This is a genomic window from Megasphaera hominis (genome assembly GCF_014269395.1).
Classification (GTDB): Bacteria; Bacillota; Negativicutes; order Veillonellales; family Megasphaeraceae; genus Megasphaera; species Megasphaera hominis.
Genome location: NZ_JACOGK010000043.1, coordinates 1 through 19,040, shown reverse-complemented (window position 1 = coordinate 19,040; position 19,040 = coordinate 1). Strand labels below are relative to the sequence as shown.

At 51.5% G+C, this 19,040-nt stretch carries 13 protein-coding genes; 2 read left to right on the top strand and 11 right to left on the bottom strand.

The window, feature by feature from the left end:
• Positions 1 to 266 precede the first annotated feature (266 nt).
• The 5 genes from H8J70_RS12780 to H8J70_RS11280 form a co-directional block, all read right to left on the bottom strand.
• Positions 267 to 4,514: an autotransporter domain-containing protein gene (locus H8J70_RS12780; RefSeq protein WP_186504396.1), complete on the bottom strand. Its 4,248-nt coding sequence runs from the start codon at positions 4,512 to 4,514 to the stop codon at positions 267 to 269.
• 544 nt (positions 4,515 to 5,058) lie between these two features.
• Complete coding sequence (locus H8J70_RS11295) at positions 5,059 to 6,195, bottom strand: aldo/keto reductase (RefSeq protein ID WP_186504395.1); 1,137 nt, start codon at positions 6,193 to 6,195, stop codon at positions 5,059 to 5,061.
• A gap of 118 nt (positions 6,196 to 6,313) precedes the next feature.
• Entirely contained in the window at positions 6,314 to 6,889 is a 576-nt protein-coding gene (locus H8J70_RS11290) for a flavodoxin family protein (RefSeq protein WP_186504394.1), read from the bottom strand.
• 61 nt (positions 6,890 to 6,950) lie between these two features.
• Positions 6,951 to 8,111 carry an alpha/beta hydrolase gene (locus H8J70_RS11285; RefSeq protein ID WP_222433697.1) on the bottom strand — a complete coding sequence of 387 codons (1,161 nt, stop codon included), beginning with the start codon at positions 8,109 to 8,111 and terminating at the stop codon, positions 6,951 to 6,953.
• Between the two features lies 1 nt (position 8,112).
• A complete protein-coding gene (locus H8J70_RS11280; RefSeq protein ID WP_186504393.1) occupies positions 8,113 to 8,340 on the bottom strand; it encodes a hypothetical protein in 228 nt (75 codons plus the stop codon).
• A gap of 179 nt (positions 8,341 to 8,519) precedes the next feature.
• Between H8J70_RS11280 and H8J70_RS11275 the strand changes: the two genes are divergently transcribed.
• Positions 8,520 to 9,434 carry a LysR family transcriptional regulator gene (locus tag H8J70_RS11275; RefSeq protein ID WP_186504392.1) on the top strand — a complete coding sequence of 305 codons (915 nt, stop codon included), beginning with the start codon at positions 8,520 to 8,522 and terminating at the stop codon, positions 9,432 to 9,434.
• A gap of 80 nt (positions 9,435 to 9,514) precedes the next feature.
• Here H8J70_RS11275 and H8J70_RS11270 read toward each other — a convergent pair whose 3' ends face one another.
• The 4 genes from H8J70_RS11270 to H8J70_RS11255 all read right to left on the bottom strand — a co-directional run bounded on the left by H8J70_RS11270 (position 9,515) and on the right by H8J70_RS11255 (position 14,989).
• Complete coding sequence (locus H8J70_RS11270; RefSeq protein WP_186504391.1) at positions 9,515 to 10,093, bottom strand: hypothetical protein; 579 nt, start codon at positions 10,091 to 10,093, stop codon at positions 9,515 to 9,517.
• Positions 10,094 to 10,256: 163 nt separating this feature from the next.
• The gene (locus H8J70_RS11265) at positions 10,257 to 12,080 is read right to left on the bottom strand and encodes a hypothetical protein (RefSeq protein WP_186504390.1); all 1,824 of its coding nucleotides are present in this window, start codon (positions 12,078 to 12,080) and stop codon (positions 10,257 to 10,259) included.
• Positions 12,081 to 12,320: 240 nt separating this feature from the next.
• Positions 12,321 to 13,493: a pyridoxal phosphate-dependent aminotransferase gene (locus tag H8J70_RS11260; RefSeq protein WP_186504389.1), complete on the bottom strand. Its 1,173-nt coding sequence runs from the start codon at positions 13,491 to 13,493 to the stop codon at positions 12,321 to 12,323.
• Positions 13,494 to 13,810: 317 nt separating this feature from the next.
• A complete protein-coding gene (locus H8J70_RS11255; RefSeq protein ID WP_186504388.1) occupies positions 13,811 to 14,989 on the bottom strand; it encodes a M20 metallopeptidase family protein in 1,179 nt (392 codons plus the stop codon).
• A gap of 482 nt (positions 14,990 to 15,471) precedes the next feature.
• On the opposite strand from H8J70_RS11255, the gene H8J70_RS11250 reads away from it, so the two are divergent.
• Positions 15,472 to 16,878, top strand: a complete 1,407-nt coding sequence (locus tag H8J70_RS11250) for an amino acid permease (protein ID WP_186504387.1) — start codon at positions 15,472 to 15,474, stop codon at positions 16,876 to 16,878.
• Positions 16,879 to 16,957: 79 nt separating this feature from the next.
• On the opposite strand, the gene H8J70_RS11245 is transcribed toward H8J70_RS11250, so the two are convergent.
• Both H8J70_RS11245 and H8J70_RS11240 read right to left on the bottom strand, forming a co-directional pair.
• Entirely contained in the window at positions 16,958 to 17,800 is an 843-nt protein-coding gene (locus tag H8J70_RS11245) for an alpha/beta hydrolase family protein (protein ID WP_186504386.1), read from the bottom strand.
• A 24-nt stretch (positions 17,801 to 17,824) separates the two neighbouring features.
• Positions 17,825 to 18,736, bottom strand: a complete 912-nt coding sequence (locus H8J70_RS11240; RefSeq protein WP_186504385.1) for a protein-tyrosine phosphatase family protein — start codon at positions 18,734 to 18,736, stop codon at positions 17,825 to 17,827.
• Between the last annotated feature and the right edge of the window lie 304 nt (positions 18,737 to 19,040).

Sequence of the window (19,040 nt, the reverse complement as noted above, 5' to 3'; positions counted from 1 at the left end):
AGTCCCATACCTGCGTCTCGATGCAACAGGACTGCTTTCATTCGTTTTTCATAAGAATACATTTTAAACCTCCTGACATTTAGTGATCATGTCAGGTCCAACTTTTTGTCCGCACCTCCGTTGTATAAACAACGGGTACTTTCCCCCCGGGGAAAGCAAGAACGGCAAGGCATTTTTATGCCTTGCCGTTCTTCTTACTGTGTGAGGGTTGGAACTAAAACGTTGCTCTTGATAGGTAGTTCAAATACCTAGAGCTAAAAGAGAACTTAGAACTTATACCGTACGGCGGCCATCCAGGTGTTGCTACGGACGCTGTCGCCTTTCTGGTACTGGTAACCGATGCCGTAGGTCATGTCGCCTTTTGTGGCTTCCAGGCCTAGGCGGCCGTAGAAGGTACCAGAGTCGGCGATGTCATAGCCAAAGGCGTTGGCTGTACCATCGAGGCTGACCGTTTCCATACCGGTTCGGTCGCCCATTGTCCAGAGGTAGCCTATTTCAGCGATCGGTTTCAGCGTCCAGTTGCCGTGCTGGCTGGTCTGGCTGTAGCGCAGGCCGACCGGTACGAGCCAGAGATTGGCTGTGTCGCCGTCGTGGTGAATTCCCAGGCTATCTGTGTAGTCACCGAAGTCGAGGTGTGCGTAGCGAAGTCCTACGTACGGTGTAAGAGTGCCAATGCCTGCTTTGTAATTTTGCTCGGCCCGGACACCGGCACTGAAGGCGTTCGACGATACGGATCCCGTCAGTTCGTTGAGGCTGTTGTATTGGGTAATATCATTCTTGCCGTGGAGCCAGGAGATGTCGCCCAAGTACGTGGTCTTGCCTCTAAGGAGGCGGCCATAGAGGCTCAGTCCGTAGTAGTCAGCGTCATTGCTTGTCGCTGCCGTTGCCGTATTGCCGTCTATGGAACCATCAATGTACGTGAATGCGGCACCGGCTACGGCGTTGTGTTTCTTGTAGAAGTCTGAGCCGACGATGACGCCGTTGTACTGCGCGTCATAGGTAGCTCCGCCGAGGCCTGTGAGACCCAGACCACTGATGTCTTCCTTCGCCTGGAGGTAGTGTGCCCAAATGTCCGTATCCTGATCGCTGCGATCGAGGTCGGCCAGGTGGTTCATCACTGCCGAATCAAAGAGGTTATTAGCTGTATACAGGCCGTGCTGCACGCCTGCAAGTTCTGTCATAGCGGCGGCGCTGTTCAGAGCGTTTACCTGCCGGGCTGCCGTCGGGTTGACGCGGTCGTCAGCAGCGGTAGTAAAGAAGTCACCTGCCTTGCCGTTAGCGGCCACACCTGCCGTGACGACGGCCGGATCTACGAGGCTGTTGCCATAGACCAGACTGGCATCCTGGGCTTCTGCCTTGACAGAGAACTGGCTCGTGCCGTTGCCGTCAGCGCCAACGAGCTTGAGGAGCTTGCTGTGGACGAAAACGTTCGACGGCGAAGCTACACCAGAATCGCTGTACCAAGCGTTGTTGGATTTGACGTCCGTACCACTCAGGATGTTGTACGTCGTGCCACTCGTAGCACCCTCGATATAGAGCTTGGCACCGTCATCGATGCTGACGCTCTTCAGGTTGGTCAGGGCTGCGGGCTGGTTGCCAGAGAAGGCGTTGCCGTTGACCATCATGATCGTCTTATCGCCAATAACCAGTTCTCCATAGGCAGGAGTTGCCGGCAAGGCTATGTCGCGTGTCCACGAACCGTCGATGAAGAGTCCGACTGTAGACATGTCTTGGCTGCCATACATGTAGAGGGCTGACAGGACGCCTGTGTCGCTCCAGGAGAGACCTGTTTCTTCGAAGGTGTTCCGGGCGAGGCTCTTATCTGTCGTACCGATGGCGGCGGTAATATTTTGTCTGAAGACATTGTGTGCATTGACATAGCTGCCTACGGCTGCTTGCGTGCCCTGGCTCTGGCCACCGCCGGTCCAATCCGGGTCGAGGACGAAGGTGCCGCCGCCCATATCGACGCTGGCTGCCGTGATTTGAGCAGCTGTCGTGCCGGTACCGATGTTCAGTGTCGTGCCTTCACCAGCACCGGTGATAGAACCGCTGACGTCGACGTTGCCAGTGATGGTAGACGTGCCGGACGCGTTCAGGTCGTTAGCGACGCTGACTGTACCGGTCTGGGACTGGAGGTTCGTGTCTGCGAGGTTAAGATTACCGGCGACGCTGGTCGTGCCGTTTGTCGTGACTGTGCTGCCACTGCCTGTCGTCAAGTCGCCAGAGACGGTGGTCGTACCATTGGTCGTCAGTGTACTGCCGCTGCCTGTCGTCACGTCGCCAGAGACGCTGGTCGTACCATTGGTCGTCAGTGTACTGCCGCTGCCTGTCGTCACGTTGCCGGAAACAGCGGTCGTGCCATTGGTCGTTACGGCACTGCTATCTGTCGTGGTGAGATTGCCTGCTACGTTGACATTACCGGAGACGCTGGACGTACCGCTCGTCGTCAGGTCTTTTGCCAAGGTGACGGAACCGGTGCTTGCCGTGAGCTGCGAGTTTGTCAGGCTGACGTCGCCCGTAACGGTGGTCTGGCCGTTGGTCGTAACCGTACTATCCGTAGCGGCGACTGTAGCGTTGACGTTAAGTGCCTGATTGTCTGTTACGGCGCTGTTGCCGATCGTCAGGGTACTGCCCGAGTTGAGAGCCACATTGGCCTGGGCATTATCGGTGGTCTGAATGACATCAGTTGTCGTGCTGCCGCCGAGGGTCAGGGACTGGCCGTTCGTAACGGTAACGCTTGTGGCATCGCCCATATCCAGGGAAGCGACGCTGAAGCCTTCAGGTACACTCGTCGTCGTTGTTGTCGACGTGCTGGCCGGGGCGCCGACGAGGAGGTTCTTATCGTTCGTATCGACAGTAACCTGATCGAGGGAGGTGTCACTGCCAACGGCACTGGCCGTACCGGCTGAAACGGTTCCCTGAATTTCGCCCGAATCGACGAGGTTACCGGTCATAACGAGTTCCGTTGTGGAATCGTTAAGGCCGTCCATGACGCCTTGAATATTCGTCAAGTATGCGTAGCTGTAGTCATCACCCAGGGACAAGGTACCGGCTTTGAAGTTAACCGAGTTTGTTGCGCCTGTCGTGAGGCCATTGGCACTGGCCGTCGTTTCTGTCGTGTTGGCGTCTGTGAAGATCTGGTTTGCCGACGTTGCCAGCGTAGCTGAGCCGTCGAGGGTGACTTTACCGCCACCGGTAATGGCATCGGCGAGCGTCGGAGCTGTGAGGGTACCGCCCGTGAGGGTGACACCGCTCGTGTTATCGACGTTGATCTTGCTCAGGCTCAGATTACTGCCGCCTACGGAAACAGCCGAGCCGCCCGTCGAGGAAACGCTGCCACTAATGGTGGCATTCGGAGCCGTAACCGTAGAAGCATCAGCTGAGAGATCACCTGCGATATTCAAAATCCCTTGGGCATCGATAGCAGCGCCATCTTTCAAGGTAACGTTCTGTGCGTTGACAGTCGTGTCTGCTGCCGTAACGAGGCTGCCTTTGGAATTCACGATGGTATGGTCATAGGTTTTATTAAAATACTTAAGGTATGTCGACGTATGTAATACGTTGCTGTCAGCCGGATCGATGGTACTTTCCAGATTTTCCAGCTTCAGCTTGTCATACATATTGTCCAGCGTAACATTTTTCAGGTTCAACGTGCCTGCTTGAAGGTCATATTTGTTGGCCCAGTTCAGGTCTTGGTTCAGGTTGACCGTGCCGGCCTGCTGGGTAAATGTACCGTAGTATCTGTCGAGACTGCTGTTGATGGTCAGTGTGCCCGTACCGGCCTTGATGATCGCCGGTTCCGGGACATCCGTTCTGCCGTCCACTACGATGGCACTGGAAATGGAGTCTTCTGTAGCAGTGGCCGGAGTTTCATTGCCGACGGTGATCGATGCGCCATCGTAGGTATTAAAAACTGCCGTCCCGTAGGCAAAGAGCGATAAGAAACCGCCGCCGGAAGGCGCAATGGCTTCTCCGCCATAATCATCAAATTGGTTCATTTCAGCTGCTTGAATGTCATTGCCGGTATAGGAAACATCATTGCCGGTTGTAGCAAAAAACGTAACCTTTGCCGGAACGAGGTAGGGATACGTTGCGCCTTGGTAGGTGTCTGTACCACCACTGTAATGGGTAGCGACTGCACCACCATGGGCAAAATACGCACCGATGGCTTTATTATCTGTAATGGGCTGATTTACGAACCGTACATTGGCTCCCTTTAGAAATACGCCGCCGCCTTCAGCGCGATACTTCTTAGCTGCCACTGTATTATTAGAAACGGGACCGTAAATCGTAATGATTGGTTGTACGCGAGTCTTAGCGCTAGTGGCAAAGACGGCTTGCGAATAAATACCGCCACCTGTAGCTACATCTGCACTTTGAGAGATTAATGTATTATTTGTAATACTGCCATAGTTATAGGTTGCTGCTACAGGCGTCAGATTGTGATAAAAGTTGTCTGTTTCAGTCGTACCAGACACTTTGTACACTGTGAGAGCCTGTGCTACTCCAGTCACACCAACAAACCCCAAGGTGCCTGCGAGGAGCAGGCTTGCTAATATTTGCCTTCTTAGGCGTTTCGAATTAGTCGTTCTCATAATCAACGCTCCTCTCACACAGTAATGTTATACTTTATATCATTAGTAATATATATTGAAATACTTTATTTTCCTTCTTAATTATATAATAATCTTTATAAATTAATAAATCAAGTTATAATAAGTTTTATTTTTACTCCACAAATAATTATTATCCAATAATATTCAAATTTCAGTATAATATTCAATTATTTTTTAGTTTTATGCTGTATTCTGCTATTATTTTCATAAAAATACGTTAAAAAAGCTTATGTAAATTTTTATGACAAATAAAGCATTAAAAATACTATAGTTTATTTTATAACGAAAAAGATATTTTAATTACGATAAACGATAAAATATATCATTAAAACAGAAGGGTATCTAATAGGATATACTGTTTTCTCTAAATAGACAATTGGCAAAAAAATTAGCACCTGTCTCAATTAAGACAGGTGCTGAAGTGTATGACGATAGGATTAATTTACTCGAATTCCTTGGCTACCAGTTTGAGGTCTTCTATAATGGGCAGGTGCTGGGGACAGACGCCTTCGCACTGGCCGCATTCGATGCAGTCGCTGGCTTTGCCGAAGGTATGGGTCAGGCGTTCGTAGTATTCGCCTTGCGGTGTCCAGGCTTTGGTGGCCAGTTCTTGTTTTTCCGTATTATATAAGGAGAAATACTTCGGAATGGCAATGTGCATGGGACAGCCTGGAGCGCAGTAGGAACAGCCTGTGCAGGCGATGGCAATACTTTCATTGATTGTCTTCACAGCGTTGGCGATGATTTCCTCTTCTGCTCCATTCAAGGGGACGAAGTCTTCCATGTAGCTCATATTGTCTTCGAGTTGTTCCAGGTTGCTCATGCCGCTGAGGACGATCTTGACGTTTGGCCGGGAGGCAGCAAAACGGATGGCCCACGAAGGAATGGACAGGTCCGGATGACAGGCTTTGAAGGCTTGGGCTACTTTTTCCGGTACATGGGCCAAGGTACCGCCTTTGACAGGTTCCATGACGATGACCGGTTTGCCGTGCTTCGTAGCTACGTCGTAGCATTGATGGGACTGAATGCCATCGCTATCCCAGTCGAGGTAGTTCAGCTGGAGCTGGACGAATTCGATTTCCGGGTGTTCCGTCAGGACTTTGTCGAGGAAATCAGCATTATCGTGGAAGGAAAAGCCCATATGCTTCACCAGTCCTTGCCGTTTCTTTTCGGCGAGCCAGTTGAAGCAGTCCAGCTTGGTGTAGATTTCGTAATGGCCGGCGCCCATGTCGTGCAGGAGGTAATAATCGAAATAGCCGGCACCGGTTTTTTTGAGTTGTTCGTTGAAGATGCGGTCCCGGTCTTCTTTGGTCTTCAGGTAGCCGGCGTGAAGCTTCGTGGCCAAGGTGAAGGTGTCGCGGGGGTGACGGTCGACGAGGGCTTCTTTGGCGGCGTTTTCGCTTTTGAAGTTGCAATACATCCAAGCCGTGTCGAAGTACGTAAAGCCCCGTTCCATAAATGCGTCGACCATTTTTTTCGTCGTTTCCAGGTCGATGCTGCCGGCGTCGTTCGCGTCAAGGAGTGGCAGGCGCATGAGGCCAAAGCCCAGTTTTTTCTTGCTCGTAAAGATATTTTCCATGATAGTTTCCCTCCCAAAGTAGACAAAATCACGTGCCTCTGCGTGGCACTGAAAAGGTACTCATAGTATAACATATTCGAGTGTGTCGTACACCTAACCAACACAGCCAGGTCTTGTACTATTTTGCTTTTTCCAGCAATTTCAGCAGAAATACGAGGTTTTGACCCAGGTTTTTCATGTTGGCCAGGCCCTCAGCGTCTTGATTAACATCGCCCGGAAGCTGGCCATAGACCATGTTCCAGTATGTAGAGCCGGCGACGAACATTTCGTGATTGAGGAAGAAATGATTCATCGTATCGATGGCGTTGAGGGCACCACCCCGGCGGGCAGCGGCGACGGCGGCACCGGCTTTATGCGTCAAGAGGCCCGGGTTCATGTCGGCGACGACAGCCGCCCGTTTGAGGAAGGCTTGCATATTGGCAGATACGTTGGCCGAATAGACAGGCGAGCCTAGGAGCAGGCCGTCGGCAGCCACGACCTTTTCAAAGACGTCGTGGAAGCTGTCGTTTTGGTGGACGCAGTTTTTCTTGCCGCCACAGGCCCAACAGGCCTTGCACGGTTCGATGATGGTGCCGCCGAATTGGATGAGTTCTGTTTCGACGCCTGCCGCACGGGCCACGTCGAGGACCGTATTGAGAAGGATGGCTGTGTTGCCGTCTTTGCGGGCACTGCCGTTAAGTGCGAGTAGTTTCAAGGTTTTCAGCTCCTTAGTAGAAATAGCTTCCACCCTAAACATCCATGTGGAAGCTCGTGTCTTATTTTAGATTTTCTTTGTAGAATGCAGCCAATTTTGCGAAGGGGATTTTGTCCATTTGGTCGTAGAGGTCGGTGTGGGTAGCGCCGGGTACGACGATTTCCTCCTTCGGTGCTTTTAGTTTTTCGTAGACTTCATCAGCAAAGTATTTGGAATGGGCTTTTTCGCCTGTAATGAGAAGCACCGGCCGCGGGCTGATTTCATCGATATTTTCCATGAGATTGAAATTGAAGAAGCCGTACGGTGTGGTCGAGTCCCAGGCTGAGGTGTTGGAGTTGATGGCACGGGGATGGTAAGCCCGGCCGACGTAGTAGTTGTAGAATTCCGTCGTGACAGGATCTGCGTCTTTAGGCAGCTGGTCCGGGAACATGACGTCGAAGGTTTGGACTGTGCCGTCGGCATTGACGCCCAATTCGTGAGCACCACGGATGGCTTCGCCGCTTTTCGCTTCGGCATCGCGCAGCTTGGCCAAGTGATGTTTTACGATCTGCCGTTGTTCCGGCGTATAATAGGCTCCTTTGTAGTGGTCGCTGATACTTTCAGACATGTCGTACATAGCCGATGTGGCCACTGCCTTGATACGCGTGTCGTTGGCAGCAGCCGTAAGTGCCATGCCTGAAAGGCCGCAAATACCGAGGGCACCGATTTCGCCGGGATTGACGAATTTCAGGTTGCTCACGAAGTCGACGGCGGCGCTAAAGTCTTCTGTAAAGATATCCGGCGAGCCCATGTTGCGGCGTGTACCACTGCTTTCGCCGGTCATGGACGGATCAAAGGCGACGGTGACAAAGCCCTGTTTGGCCAGTTCCTGGGCGTAGAGGCCGCTGACCTGTTCCTTTACGGCGCCAAAGGGACCGGAAATGACGACAGCCGGATACTGCTTGTGGGCGTCGAAGTTTTTCGGCAAATACAGGTGCCCTGCTACGGTATAGCCATAGCGGTTGTCGAAGGTTACCTTCGCTGTTTCAATGTCCTTATCTAACTTGAAGACACGGCTGTCGTTGGTAAGCGGCGTAATTGTGGACCGCTTCATCTGTGATGCCTGTGCTAATTCTGTTACCGGTGTTGCTGCGTGTGCCATCGTATTCCCTCCTACCATGAAAATGAGACCTGCAAAGACGGCCGCTGTGAGAATGGCCTTTTTCTTTTTCCCCAGTGTCATATTATGTACCTCCGATTTTATATAATAAGAAATCTAAGCAATCCAGTTTTGCTTGTTGGTCGTGCAAGGCTTTGCGGAGGCTGCGCTGGTGTGCCAGAAGCTGCCGGCGCAGGGCGGTCCGGTTTTTCCTTTTCGCCAGCTCCAGGCAGACAGCAACTTCTGCATCGCTGCAGCCCATGTCCTGCAGGTTTTCCTTCAGCATGGCTAAGAAATCTGTCGCCTCTGCCATGGCCGCACCTCCCTTGGGTAACTTATCCGATACAGACCGCTTCTGCCAGCCAGGCGAAGTCCGTATCGGCTCATATAGTTCCATGGCAATAGTATAAAACAGGAGCCAAGGTATTGCTAACATGCATTTCTCATATTATATTATTCCTATAGGGAAAATTAGAAAAGGAAGTGACGTTCATGGAAATCAGGCTCTTACGGTATTTTGTAGAAATTGCCCGCGAAGGAAATATGACCAGAGCAGCGCAAAAGCTGCATGTCTCCCAATCGGCTTTGTCCAAGCAAATGAAGGAACTGGAAACGGATCTGCATCATGAGTTATTTCGCCGCACGCGGGCAGGTCTCATTCTCACAGACGCCGGCATGATGCTGCGCAACCGTGCTGAAGATATATTGGAAATGGTAGATAAGACGGAGGATGAATTTGCTGCCTTGGACGAAATCACAGGTGGCGACGTGTCCATTGGCTGTGCCGAATCACACCTCATCGCCTACCTGGCCCAGGCCATTAAGGAATTTCGCCTTACGTATCCGCGCTTTCGCTTCCACCTGTTTAGTGCCGACACGGATCCCTTGGCAGAACGGTTAGACCGGGGGCTGCTGGACTTTGCCGTCATTGCCGAACCGCCGGATCTCTCAAAATACAATTACCTCATCTTCCCCGGCACAGACCGTTGGGGGCTCGTCATGCAAAAGGACCATCCCTTAGCCGCCAAGACTGCCATCACGGTAGACGATCTCCTGGACGAGGATCTCATCTGCTCGCCGCAATGCATCCGCTTTGACATGCCCCTTTGGTGCGGCGAAAAAACAGACCAGCTCCGCTTCATCGGTACGGACAATCTGGCCTACAACGGCACCATTTGCGTCCGCCAGGGACTGGGATCGCTCCTTACCTTTGAACACCTGGCCAATACAAGTGAAGAAACAGGCCTGACCTTCCGGCCTCTGGAACCGGCCTTAGAGGTCAAAATGTACATTATCTGGAAAAAATATCAGGTCTTCTCGCCTATAGCGAATCTTTTCCGCAAAAAGCTTATCGCCATGTATGGAGCGAATCGCAGTGAAGCCTACACAGGCGACGATTCATACTAAACGAAAAAGAGCAGCCTCTTTGTCTGTATAGGAGTGACAAAAAGGCTGCTGTATAAAGGCATTGGCATGTAGTCAGCGTCTCAGCGGTTATAGGCTGTCATGCGCAGATTTAAGATATTGGGCGCCATAATTTCTTGCGTAATGACGATGCGCCTGTTTCCTGCAGCGTTCCAAATGGTCAGGAGACCGGGCATATTGCCGTCGCGCAGTTGGTTCACCAGGCGCTGGGCGGCACTATCGTCCACACCCAAGGTACCCATGATTACGGCAGCGGCTGCGTAGGCTTCGACACGGGAAAGGGGAATATCATTGTTGGCAGTAATGGTGAGCTTAGAAACGGCGCCGGCCTTGTTGGTATAGGCACTGATCATGGCTCCGTGTACACCAGGTGCATCTTGCCAGCGGGCACCGAAGGCATAGGCGTCGTAGGACTGTCCACGCACATAGGGAGTACTGCCCAGGTATTTGAATTCCAAACGTGAGCCCGTCGCGCCTCCATGGGCCCAGACGGCATAGTAGAAATCCTTGTATTGCAGGTCGGCAATCTGTACCAGCTGTGGGGCGCCGCCATACGCGGCCTGAACAGGTGGTATGCCTCCCGGTACAAAGCCTAAAGCCAGACTACAGAATAGAAAAAAGGCAAGGAATATCTTCCGCATACAGCTCCTCCTCCGTGGCATAAGAAAAAAATACCGTTGTCATTTATGTAGACTATTCGACACCTGCAGGAGGATTTCCTTTTTATTAACTAAAGCTTATGTGAAACACACAAAAACTGCCCAGTCATGCACGATCCTGCAGGCTGGGCAGTTTTTTCTTACATTATTCTTCGATTATTTGTTGTTCCAGCATACCCTCCGGTATCGGTTCCTGTGCCTTGCTGCCTTTGTCAGGCGAGGCGGCGCGAATGACCGTAGCCGTAATGGTGTGGGCATCGCTCAGGCGGACTTGCAGTTTGGCTGTGTCTGCACCGGCTTCTGCGTACGTGCCCAAGGTAGTTTCTTCGGTGACCAGGCCGGCCGGGTTATAAAGGATGCGGACGGAATCGCCCGGCTTGAGCTGGCTCGCGTTGTCCAAGGTCACATAAACGTGGGCATGGCGCAGGTCTGTCGGTGTGTCTTTCCCTGTAAGGGTAAGGATCGTGTCGCCGGCTGCGGTGTTGGCCGGAATGTGAACGTAAATGCGTTGGAAGCCTGTGAGGAGGTCGACGCGGCGGTTGGTAACGTGCAGGAAGAGTTTGTTATCAATCGCTTCTCCTGCCGACGCAGAGGGCATGCTGGCCCCGGCCAGGACTGTCCAGTCCCCCATTTTATTATAGTGCTTGAAGTTGCCACCGCGCCAAATGACCGTGTTGTCCCGGGCTGTACCGTCGTCAGTTTTTGCGGCAGCAACGTATTGGAAGGTTCCTTTTTCCAGGAAAACTGTATTGTCTGATACGTTGCCACTTTTTTCTGCCCAGGCACCGTAGATAATAGGGCTGTGTCCGCCACGCAGGGCGACTTCGTTATGACTGAGATCGGCTGTTAGGCCTCTGGCGCCGTATGCGCCGCGCAGGATGGTGCCGCCGTCGATGGCTGCTATATTATGGACACCTGTCCCCGTAAGGCTTTGGCCACCTGTAATTTCCCGGGCCGTGCCGCTTTTCAGGATAGCGCAGTTTTTTTCGGCTTTTTCCGACCCGGACCAGCCGCCAATGAGTGCGCCAGAGACGGTGGCGCCGTTGAGGACGGCAATATTGCTCACAGCCTGGCCGTTTTCGCTTTGCCCGCCTGTAGCAGTATTGACAGTACCTTCTTCCAGGATGACCTGATTGCGTTTGACCAGGCCGTCTTCACTCTGGCCGCCTAAGATGTATTGACGGACCGTGCCATCAGTCAGGGTGACACGATTATTCAAGACGTCACCGGAAGCGCTGCGGCCACCGACGAGGGTCAGGGCTGTACTGTCGCTGAAGGTAACGACGGATGAACGGACGGCACCGCTTTCGCTGCGGCCGCCATAGACGTAGGCCGTCTTGGCTTCGTCGCTTACGTGAACGGCATTGGCAATCATTCCGCCGTTCTGGCTTTGGCCACCGTATACAGTTGTCGCTGTAGCACCGGTGACAGTGACGCGATTGCCGCTGACATAGCCTCTTTCCGTTTTACCGCCATAGACTGTGCCGGCCAGGGCGTCGCCCTTGAGGATTACGCGATTGATAGTAGCCGGACCGGCCAGGCTATTGCCACCGCTGAGGGTGCCGAAGCTGCCCTTTTCTACAGTCAGGTTGTTGTCCCGGACAGCACCGCCCGTACTGACACCGGCGATGACACCGGCCAGGGAGCCGCCTTGGACGATCACGTTCTGGCCCGTCACGTCTTGTTCACCCGTGACGGCTTGACCATAGACGTAAATGGGCCGGTAGGCTGCTGTAAAGGGAAAGCCTGCTGCATGGAGTGCCGCGTCCGTAACCTGCAGGCGCAGGGCTGGTGTCGTCGTGACGGGCTGCACGGCGTTGGCATCGGTCATCGTCTGCCGTGGGACGACGGATAAGTCATTCAGGACGGTCCTATCTGTAATGGCAGCTCCCTGGGCGCCTAGAAGCGTGCCACTAAAGAGGCCAGCCAATACGCACATTGCCAAGATTTTCGTACCTTTTCGTCTCATGTGTTTTCTCCTTTTCCGTAGCGCACGTTGCGTGATATCTCTCTCTTATATTTTTCTATTATAACATTATTATAACATATGGTGGCAGTGTGAGGAAAAAAGAAAAACCTATGGTGAGTGTGCAGCCTGGTCAGAGCGGACAAATAGCTGGGCATTTCTCCTACAAAAAAGAGAAAAGCCCCGGCACAAGGACAATAGTTGTCCGCGTGCCGGGGCCTTTATACGTGTATCAGAAGGTGCTTATTTGCGATATTTTGCTACGAAGCGGGCCATACGTTTGAGGGCTTCTTCAATGGTTTCCATGCTGGCTGCATAGGAAATACGGACGTAGCCTTCGCCGGCTTCGCCAAAGGCAGAGCCCGGTACGACAGCTACTTTTTCTTCTTTTACCAAGGTTTCGCAGAACTGGGCGCTGGTCATGCCTGTGCAGGTAATATCCGGGAAGATATAGAAGGCACCTTTAGGCTGGAAGACCGGCAGGCCCATGTCGACGAGGCCTTTGTAAATGACTTTACGACGGCGGTCATATTCCTGACGCATCGCTTCTGTTTCGGCTTTGCAGTCGCGCAGGGCTACGACGCCACCGTACTGGGCCTGCGTGTTGGCGCACATGATCATGTACTGGTGCAGTTTGAGGATCTGGGCCAGGCCTTCACGCGGTGCGCAGATATAGCCGAGGCGCATACCGGTCATGGCATAGGCTTTGGAGAAGCCATTGAGGACGATGGTCCGTTCGCGCATGTCCGGCAGTTTGGCAAAGGAAGTAAATTTAGCATCGTCATAAATGAGTTCGCAATAGATTTCATCGCTCATGACGACGAGGTCGTGTTTTTTGACGAATTCGGCAATCGGAGCCAATTCTTCGGCAGTCATGACCGTACCGGTCGGGTTATTCGGGTAGCCGATAACCATAGCTTTCGTCTTCGGTGTAACGAGTTTTTCCAGTGCTTCGACGGTTACTTTGAAATCGTCTTTGGCATAGGTCGGTACGAAGACGGGAACGCCGCCGGCAGCGCGGACAGCAGCCGGATAGGCAACGTAGGCCGGATCGGGAATAAGGATTTCATCGCCCGGTTCGGTCAGGGCCAGTAGGGCCATGGTGAGGCCTTCGGAAGCACCGACGGTTACGAGGATTTCATCTTTCGGGTCATAGTCCAGGCCATAGCGTTCATGGAAAAGCTTGGCAATTTCCTGACGCAGTTCGATGATGCCGGCATTGGCCGTGTAGCTGGTCTGACGGTCATCGATGCTCTTTTTCATAGCTTCGCATACTTTGTCCGGCGCAGCGAAGTCCGGTTCGCCAATGCTCAGGGACAAGACGCCCGGAATCTGGTTGGCAATATCAAAGAATTTGCGAATGCCCGAAGGCGGAATAGCCTGTACTTTTGCTGACATTTTTGTTTCCCAATTCATGTTGTAAACACCATCCTTGTTCATTCTGTGCGGCCCGCGAAAGAAATTTGCAAGGAAAGCAAGTTTGGGGACGTCCTTTCGTTGCGTTCATTCCGCGTATGCCTGGAAATTCACTTTTCCTAATGCGTTCTACAATTCTATTGCAGAGGCTTAAAAAAAGGAGAGAAAATTATTATATGTATCAATATTTTTTTACCCTTTACTTAATATTATATACAATACAACTGAATTGTAAAGAAAAGGATAATGAAAGTATTATTCAAACTTAAAAACGCATCAATTTAATTTATGCATAGAACGTGCTTCTAGCCTTTAGTTTAGCGGTTTTTCGCGAGCCAGTCGATGGCCATTTGGGCATAGACACGGGAGCCGCCGGCGAGTACTGTTTCATCGATAGTGAAGTAATTGCTGTGGTTGGAATAGACAGCATTGCAGTCGGGATTGTATGTGCCGACGAAGACGAAGCAGCCCGGTTTCTGGTCCTGATAGAAGGAGAAATCTTCACCGCCCATGACGAGATCGTTTTCGTGAATAGCTTCTGCGCCCAGGACTTCTGTCACGGCCTGGCGGGCAATAGCCGTACATTCCGGGTCGTTGACTGTCGGCATGACGGCCAGATTGTAAATAAATTCTGCTGTAGCACCGTAGGCTTTGGCTGTTTCCTGAATGACGCGGTTCATCTTTTCCTGAATATCCTTGCTCAGCTTCTTGCGGAAATAGCGTGTCGTGCCGCGCAGTTCGGCTTCGCCGCTGACGATGTTCCAACGGTCACCGGATTGGAAGGTACCGATGGTGATGACGACCGGGTCGAGGGCATTGAATTCGCGCGATACGAGGGATTGCAGGTTCATGACGATGGCCGAACCGACGACGACAGCATCGACACCCATCCATGGTTCAGAGCCGTGAGCCTGGACGCCGTGGACGCGGATAATGAATTCGTCTGCTGCAGCCATGAATTCGTTGACGCGGATGCCGATCGTGCCGGCCGGGACTGTCGGCCAGATGTGGCCGCCGAAAATGGCGCCGATTTTGGAGAACCAATCGCCAAACTGCATCATGTATTTGGCACCGACACCCAGTTCTTCTGCAGGCTGAAAAACAAAGTATACGTCGCCGTAGATTTCATCCTTCAGGTCCATGAGCATGCGGATGGCGCCGAGGAGCATGGCCATATGGCTGTCATGACCACAGGCGTGCATCTTCCCTTCTACTTGGGAGGCATAGGGGAATCCGGTCTTTTCCAGGACGGGCAAGCCGTCGATATCCGAGCGCAGGGCTACGGCTTTCCCCGGGTGGCCGCCGGTGAGCTTGGCTACGAGGCCTACGTGTTTATCCGGATTAATTTCATAGGGAATGCCCCAGTTGTCTAAAATAGCTGCAATGCGTTTTGTCGTTTCTACTTCTTCAAAGCTCAGTTCCGGATGTTCGTGAAAGGTCCGGCGCAAATCAATAATTTCTTGTTTATATTTTTCCATCAGATCGTCTGTTATCATGGGTATCGGCTCCCTTCTGGTAGTTATGCATTTACGCGTAGATATGTAGCGTATCTGTTATACATAATACTCTATTCCGATAGCACTTGCAAACGAAATTACGAGATAAATAATAAGGTAAGGACTTTAAGGCTTTATAACTTTTAATATTTTAATGTAAGTTTATTTCTCATCTGCTTGGTTTTTTTCCTTTCTTCTTTATAGACATCACTGTTTATACGTTTTATTTATCACTAAGATTAATCCGATGCGAAAAACTTAAACCTTGTGAACATAGTAACGTTACTTTATAGTTTTAATTTACCACTTTTCTTAACCATATTTCTAAAGTATGTTGCTATTCTTTTTAAGTTATAGTATACTATAGGCAGGGACGTGTAAGTAAGTACTTCACATTTATGTATTACCAATATTTTTTTATTCTTTTTGCTTTATTTTTTCAACCTGTTCTTTATAAAACTAAATAGAAAGAAGTGATTTGTATGTCATTTTTCCATACCAAGTCTGTGGCCCAGCTGGAGAATGATGCTGCCAGTTCTTCCTTGACGAAGAATCTGACGGCCTTCGATTTGACCTTCCTTGGCGTCGGCGGTATTATCGGTGCCGGTATCTTCGTTTTGACAGGTATTGCTGCAGCCCGCTATGCCGGCCCTGGTCTGGCTCTTTCCTTCGTCATTGCCGGTGTCCTCTGTATTCTCGTCGGCTTGACGTATAGTGAATTCGCTTCCATTATTCCTGCATCGGGCAGTGTGTATTCGTACACCTTTGCCTCTCTCGGTGAAGGCATGGCCTTCTTGTGCGGCTGGTCACTACTGCTGGCGTACACCGTTACCGGTGCGGCCGTAGCCGTTGGCTTTTCCGGATATTTGGCCGGTATGACGGCATCCCTGGGGTATGTCATTCCTGATTATCTGCTCAAAACCCCTGCTGAAGGCGGCTTGGTCAACTTGCCATCGATCATCATCATTCTTCTGCTCTGCTTTGTCCTCATTCGTGGCACAAAACAAAGCGCCAAGCTCAATGCCATTCTCGTCGTCGTTACGTTATCTGCTATTATTGCCTTCGTTGCTATTGCTACACCGCACGCCGACATGGCTAACCTGAATCCGTTCTTACCGTTCGGGACGAGTGGCGTCATCAGTGGTGCTGCGATCGTATTCTTCTCGTACATGGGCTTTGACGCCGTAGCTACGTCGGCAGAAGAATGTAAGAATCCGTCCCGCGATTTGCCGATTGGGATCATTGCTTCCATTACGATCTGCATGACCTTGTACATTTGTATGTCCCTGGCATTGACGGCTGCCGTCAACTACACCATGCTCGATACGCCGGAACCGGTTGCCTACGCGCTGCGTCTCCTCGGCTGGGAAAAGGTAGCCAACCTCATTGCAGTCGGCGCTATTGCCGGTATCATCACGACGCTCATCGTATATCTCTTCGGCCAGTCCCGTATTTTCTTTGCCGTATCCCGTGATGGCATGCTGCCGGCTAAGATCGGTAAGATCCATCCGAAATACCACACGCCGTACATCGTTACGACGCTGGGTTCCATTCTCATTGCTGTTATCTCCGGTTTCGTACCGCTCATGCACATCGTTGAATTGTCGAACACAGGCACACTGGCTGTATTCTTCGTCAACTTCATCGGCATCGTCGTCATGCGCCGGAAACACCCGGAAATCAAACGCAAATTCCGTTGCCCGCTCCTCTATATCATCGCTCCTATTGGCGCCATCGTTTGCTTCTACCTAATTTATGAACTGTCCACGCTGACGCATGCACTCTTTGCCGGCTGGATTGTTATCGGCCTGATCATTTATTATGTATATGGCCAGAAACACAGCAAGGTTATTGAAGAAGCTGAATTGGCTGCTCAGAAAAAAGCCTGATCTCGTTTTTATTCCATAACAAAATCCCTGTATCTGCTCCGTCGTAAAGGCGGAGAGGATACAGGGATTTTTGTCTGTTTTACTGTAAAACGTCGGCAATCCACTGGCCAAAAAGGCGGCTCACAGTGAGGCGCTTTTCGTCAAAGCCGTGGCTTGTTTCGACCATATCGTACTGCTGGTTTGCAGCTGTCTGATGGCTGGCCAGCTGCTGCCAGAGGGGCTCGATCATGAGCTCTGCCGGCGCAATTGTGTCGCGTGTGGCACCGACGAAATAGAGATTTCTGTCTTTCAGGTCGTCGTAGGCCTGGGCGATGCCATAGCCTTCGTCGCGACAGTAGAGGGCATCGGCAAAGAGAGCGTCAGGCCCTTTGCAGTGAAGCACTTCCGCCCCTTCGTGCAAGAGATTTTGCACGCTTTCTTCGCCCATACTTTCTAAGGCACCGGGTAAATCGTACGGTGACATGACAGCTGTACCGCGAATCCAAGGCAGTCGGCGCATGGCGTTAATGGCCGTGAAGCCGCCCATGCTGTGGCCAACGAAGAAGATTTGCGTTGGGTCAATGTCATACCGTTCATATACATTGGGCTCGTGAAGCCACGTAGCAACCTGTATGGCGTCTTCAATCATGCCATGGAAGGAATACTCCCCTTCACTGCCGCAACAGCCACGGTAAAGGACGTTTACGGCAACGATGCCCGCCCGGCGCAGAGCCTGGCCGATATCGTAGGTCACGGTATAGCCGGGATAGCCCTGCAAAAGGATAGCACAGGGATGAAGTTCCCCTTTTACGCCGCCTGGCAGCAAAATCGTGCCGCTCAGGCGATCGCCATGGCTGCGGATGCGGAGCGGATCAAAAGACGGATAGGAAGCCCCTGCTTCGAGAACAGGATCTTCCCCTATATATTGCAAGCGAATAGTCATAACATTTCCCCCTCGCGAAATTTTCTAGGAATGTTGCTGAAGATATGCGGACCAGGGCTCTTGAGTTTGGCCGCTTTGATAGGCTTTGGCATACTCGTAGAACTGGCGCAGGTGGTATTGCTTGTCAGCATTTTCCAGTTCTTTCGTTTTGTTTTTACTGGTCAGATGCAGGATATCCTGACCGCCCAGGGCTGTTTCTCTGGCACAGATCGATTCCAGGCTGTCCTTTTGGACGTTGTGCCAAATGTCCCAGATCGTCATGAAGGCTGTCGTCCTGCCCACGCCTGCTTCGCAGTGGAAGTGGAGCCATGCGTCCTTAGGCAAGGTCTGAGACCAGGCCAGGAACTGATCGATTTCACTAGCAGCCGGCCAGATGTGATCGGTTGAAGGAAAGCGCTTGTAGCCTATGCCCATGATGGACGCCAGCTGTTCTTCTGTAGGCGCAATGGCTACGTAGGTCGTACCGGCTGGAACAGGAACCTTTTTCTTGCCCAGGTCGTAGTAGGTCATATTCTTCTCTTCTGCAGCTGTGAGGCGCTTTTCCTCGTCTTTGGTAATCCAAGCCTCACTGCGGCCGACATTGCCCCAGTTATCCTTGCCGTACCAGCTCACAGCTGTACCGTTGAAGAAGCCGTGGTCTTCCTGGCGCAGATCTACGAGTACAAGCTGCTGAGGCGTTACACCACGTTTATGCAAATCGTGCAACATCGCCGTTAACGCTAAGACTGACGGCTGGGCACTGCCACTCATACGCAGGCTTTCATCGACGCGGTAATTTCGCGGTACTTCGGGCTTATTGGCAGCATCGAGACGCCAGAAGGTCCCAGGCTCCCTGACAACGAGACCGGACAAATCAGGCGCAGCAGCAAAGGCACTGCCTAAACCAAGCTGCACTAAAACCAAGCCAAAAGCTACGGTCTTTTTCCAGGTCAACATAATCACATCCCTTCCTTGCTTGTGATATGTATAGTATAGCATATAAAGGCTGCATAGAAGCTTAAACTGGTGATGAAAGATTCGTTGGCTAGCTGGGCGGATAAGAAGTATTTTGGCCTGAAGGGGTTCATTTTATTGTAAATATTATTATTATATTCTAATGAACCCCTTTCGACTTATCTGCGTGCACTGGTCAACAAAACTTGGACACTAAAATCTAAAAAATTAGAATCAGAAATATAATTTGACGCAAAGTTGAACAGTACTTTTTAATAAGTTGGACACTGCCTGAGGTAAGACTTTC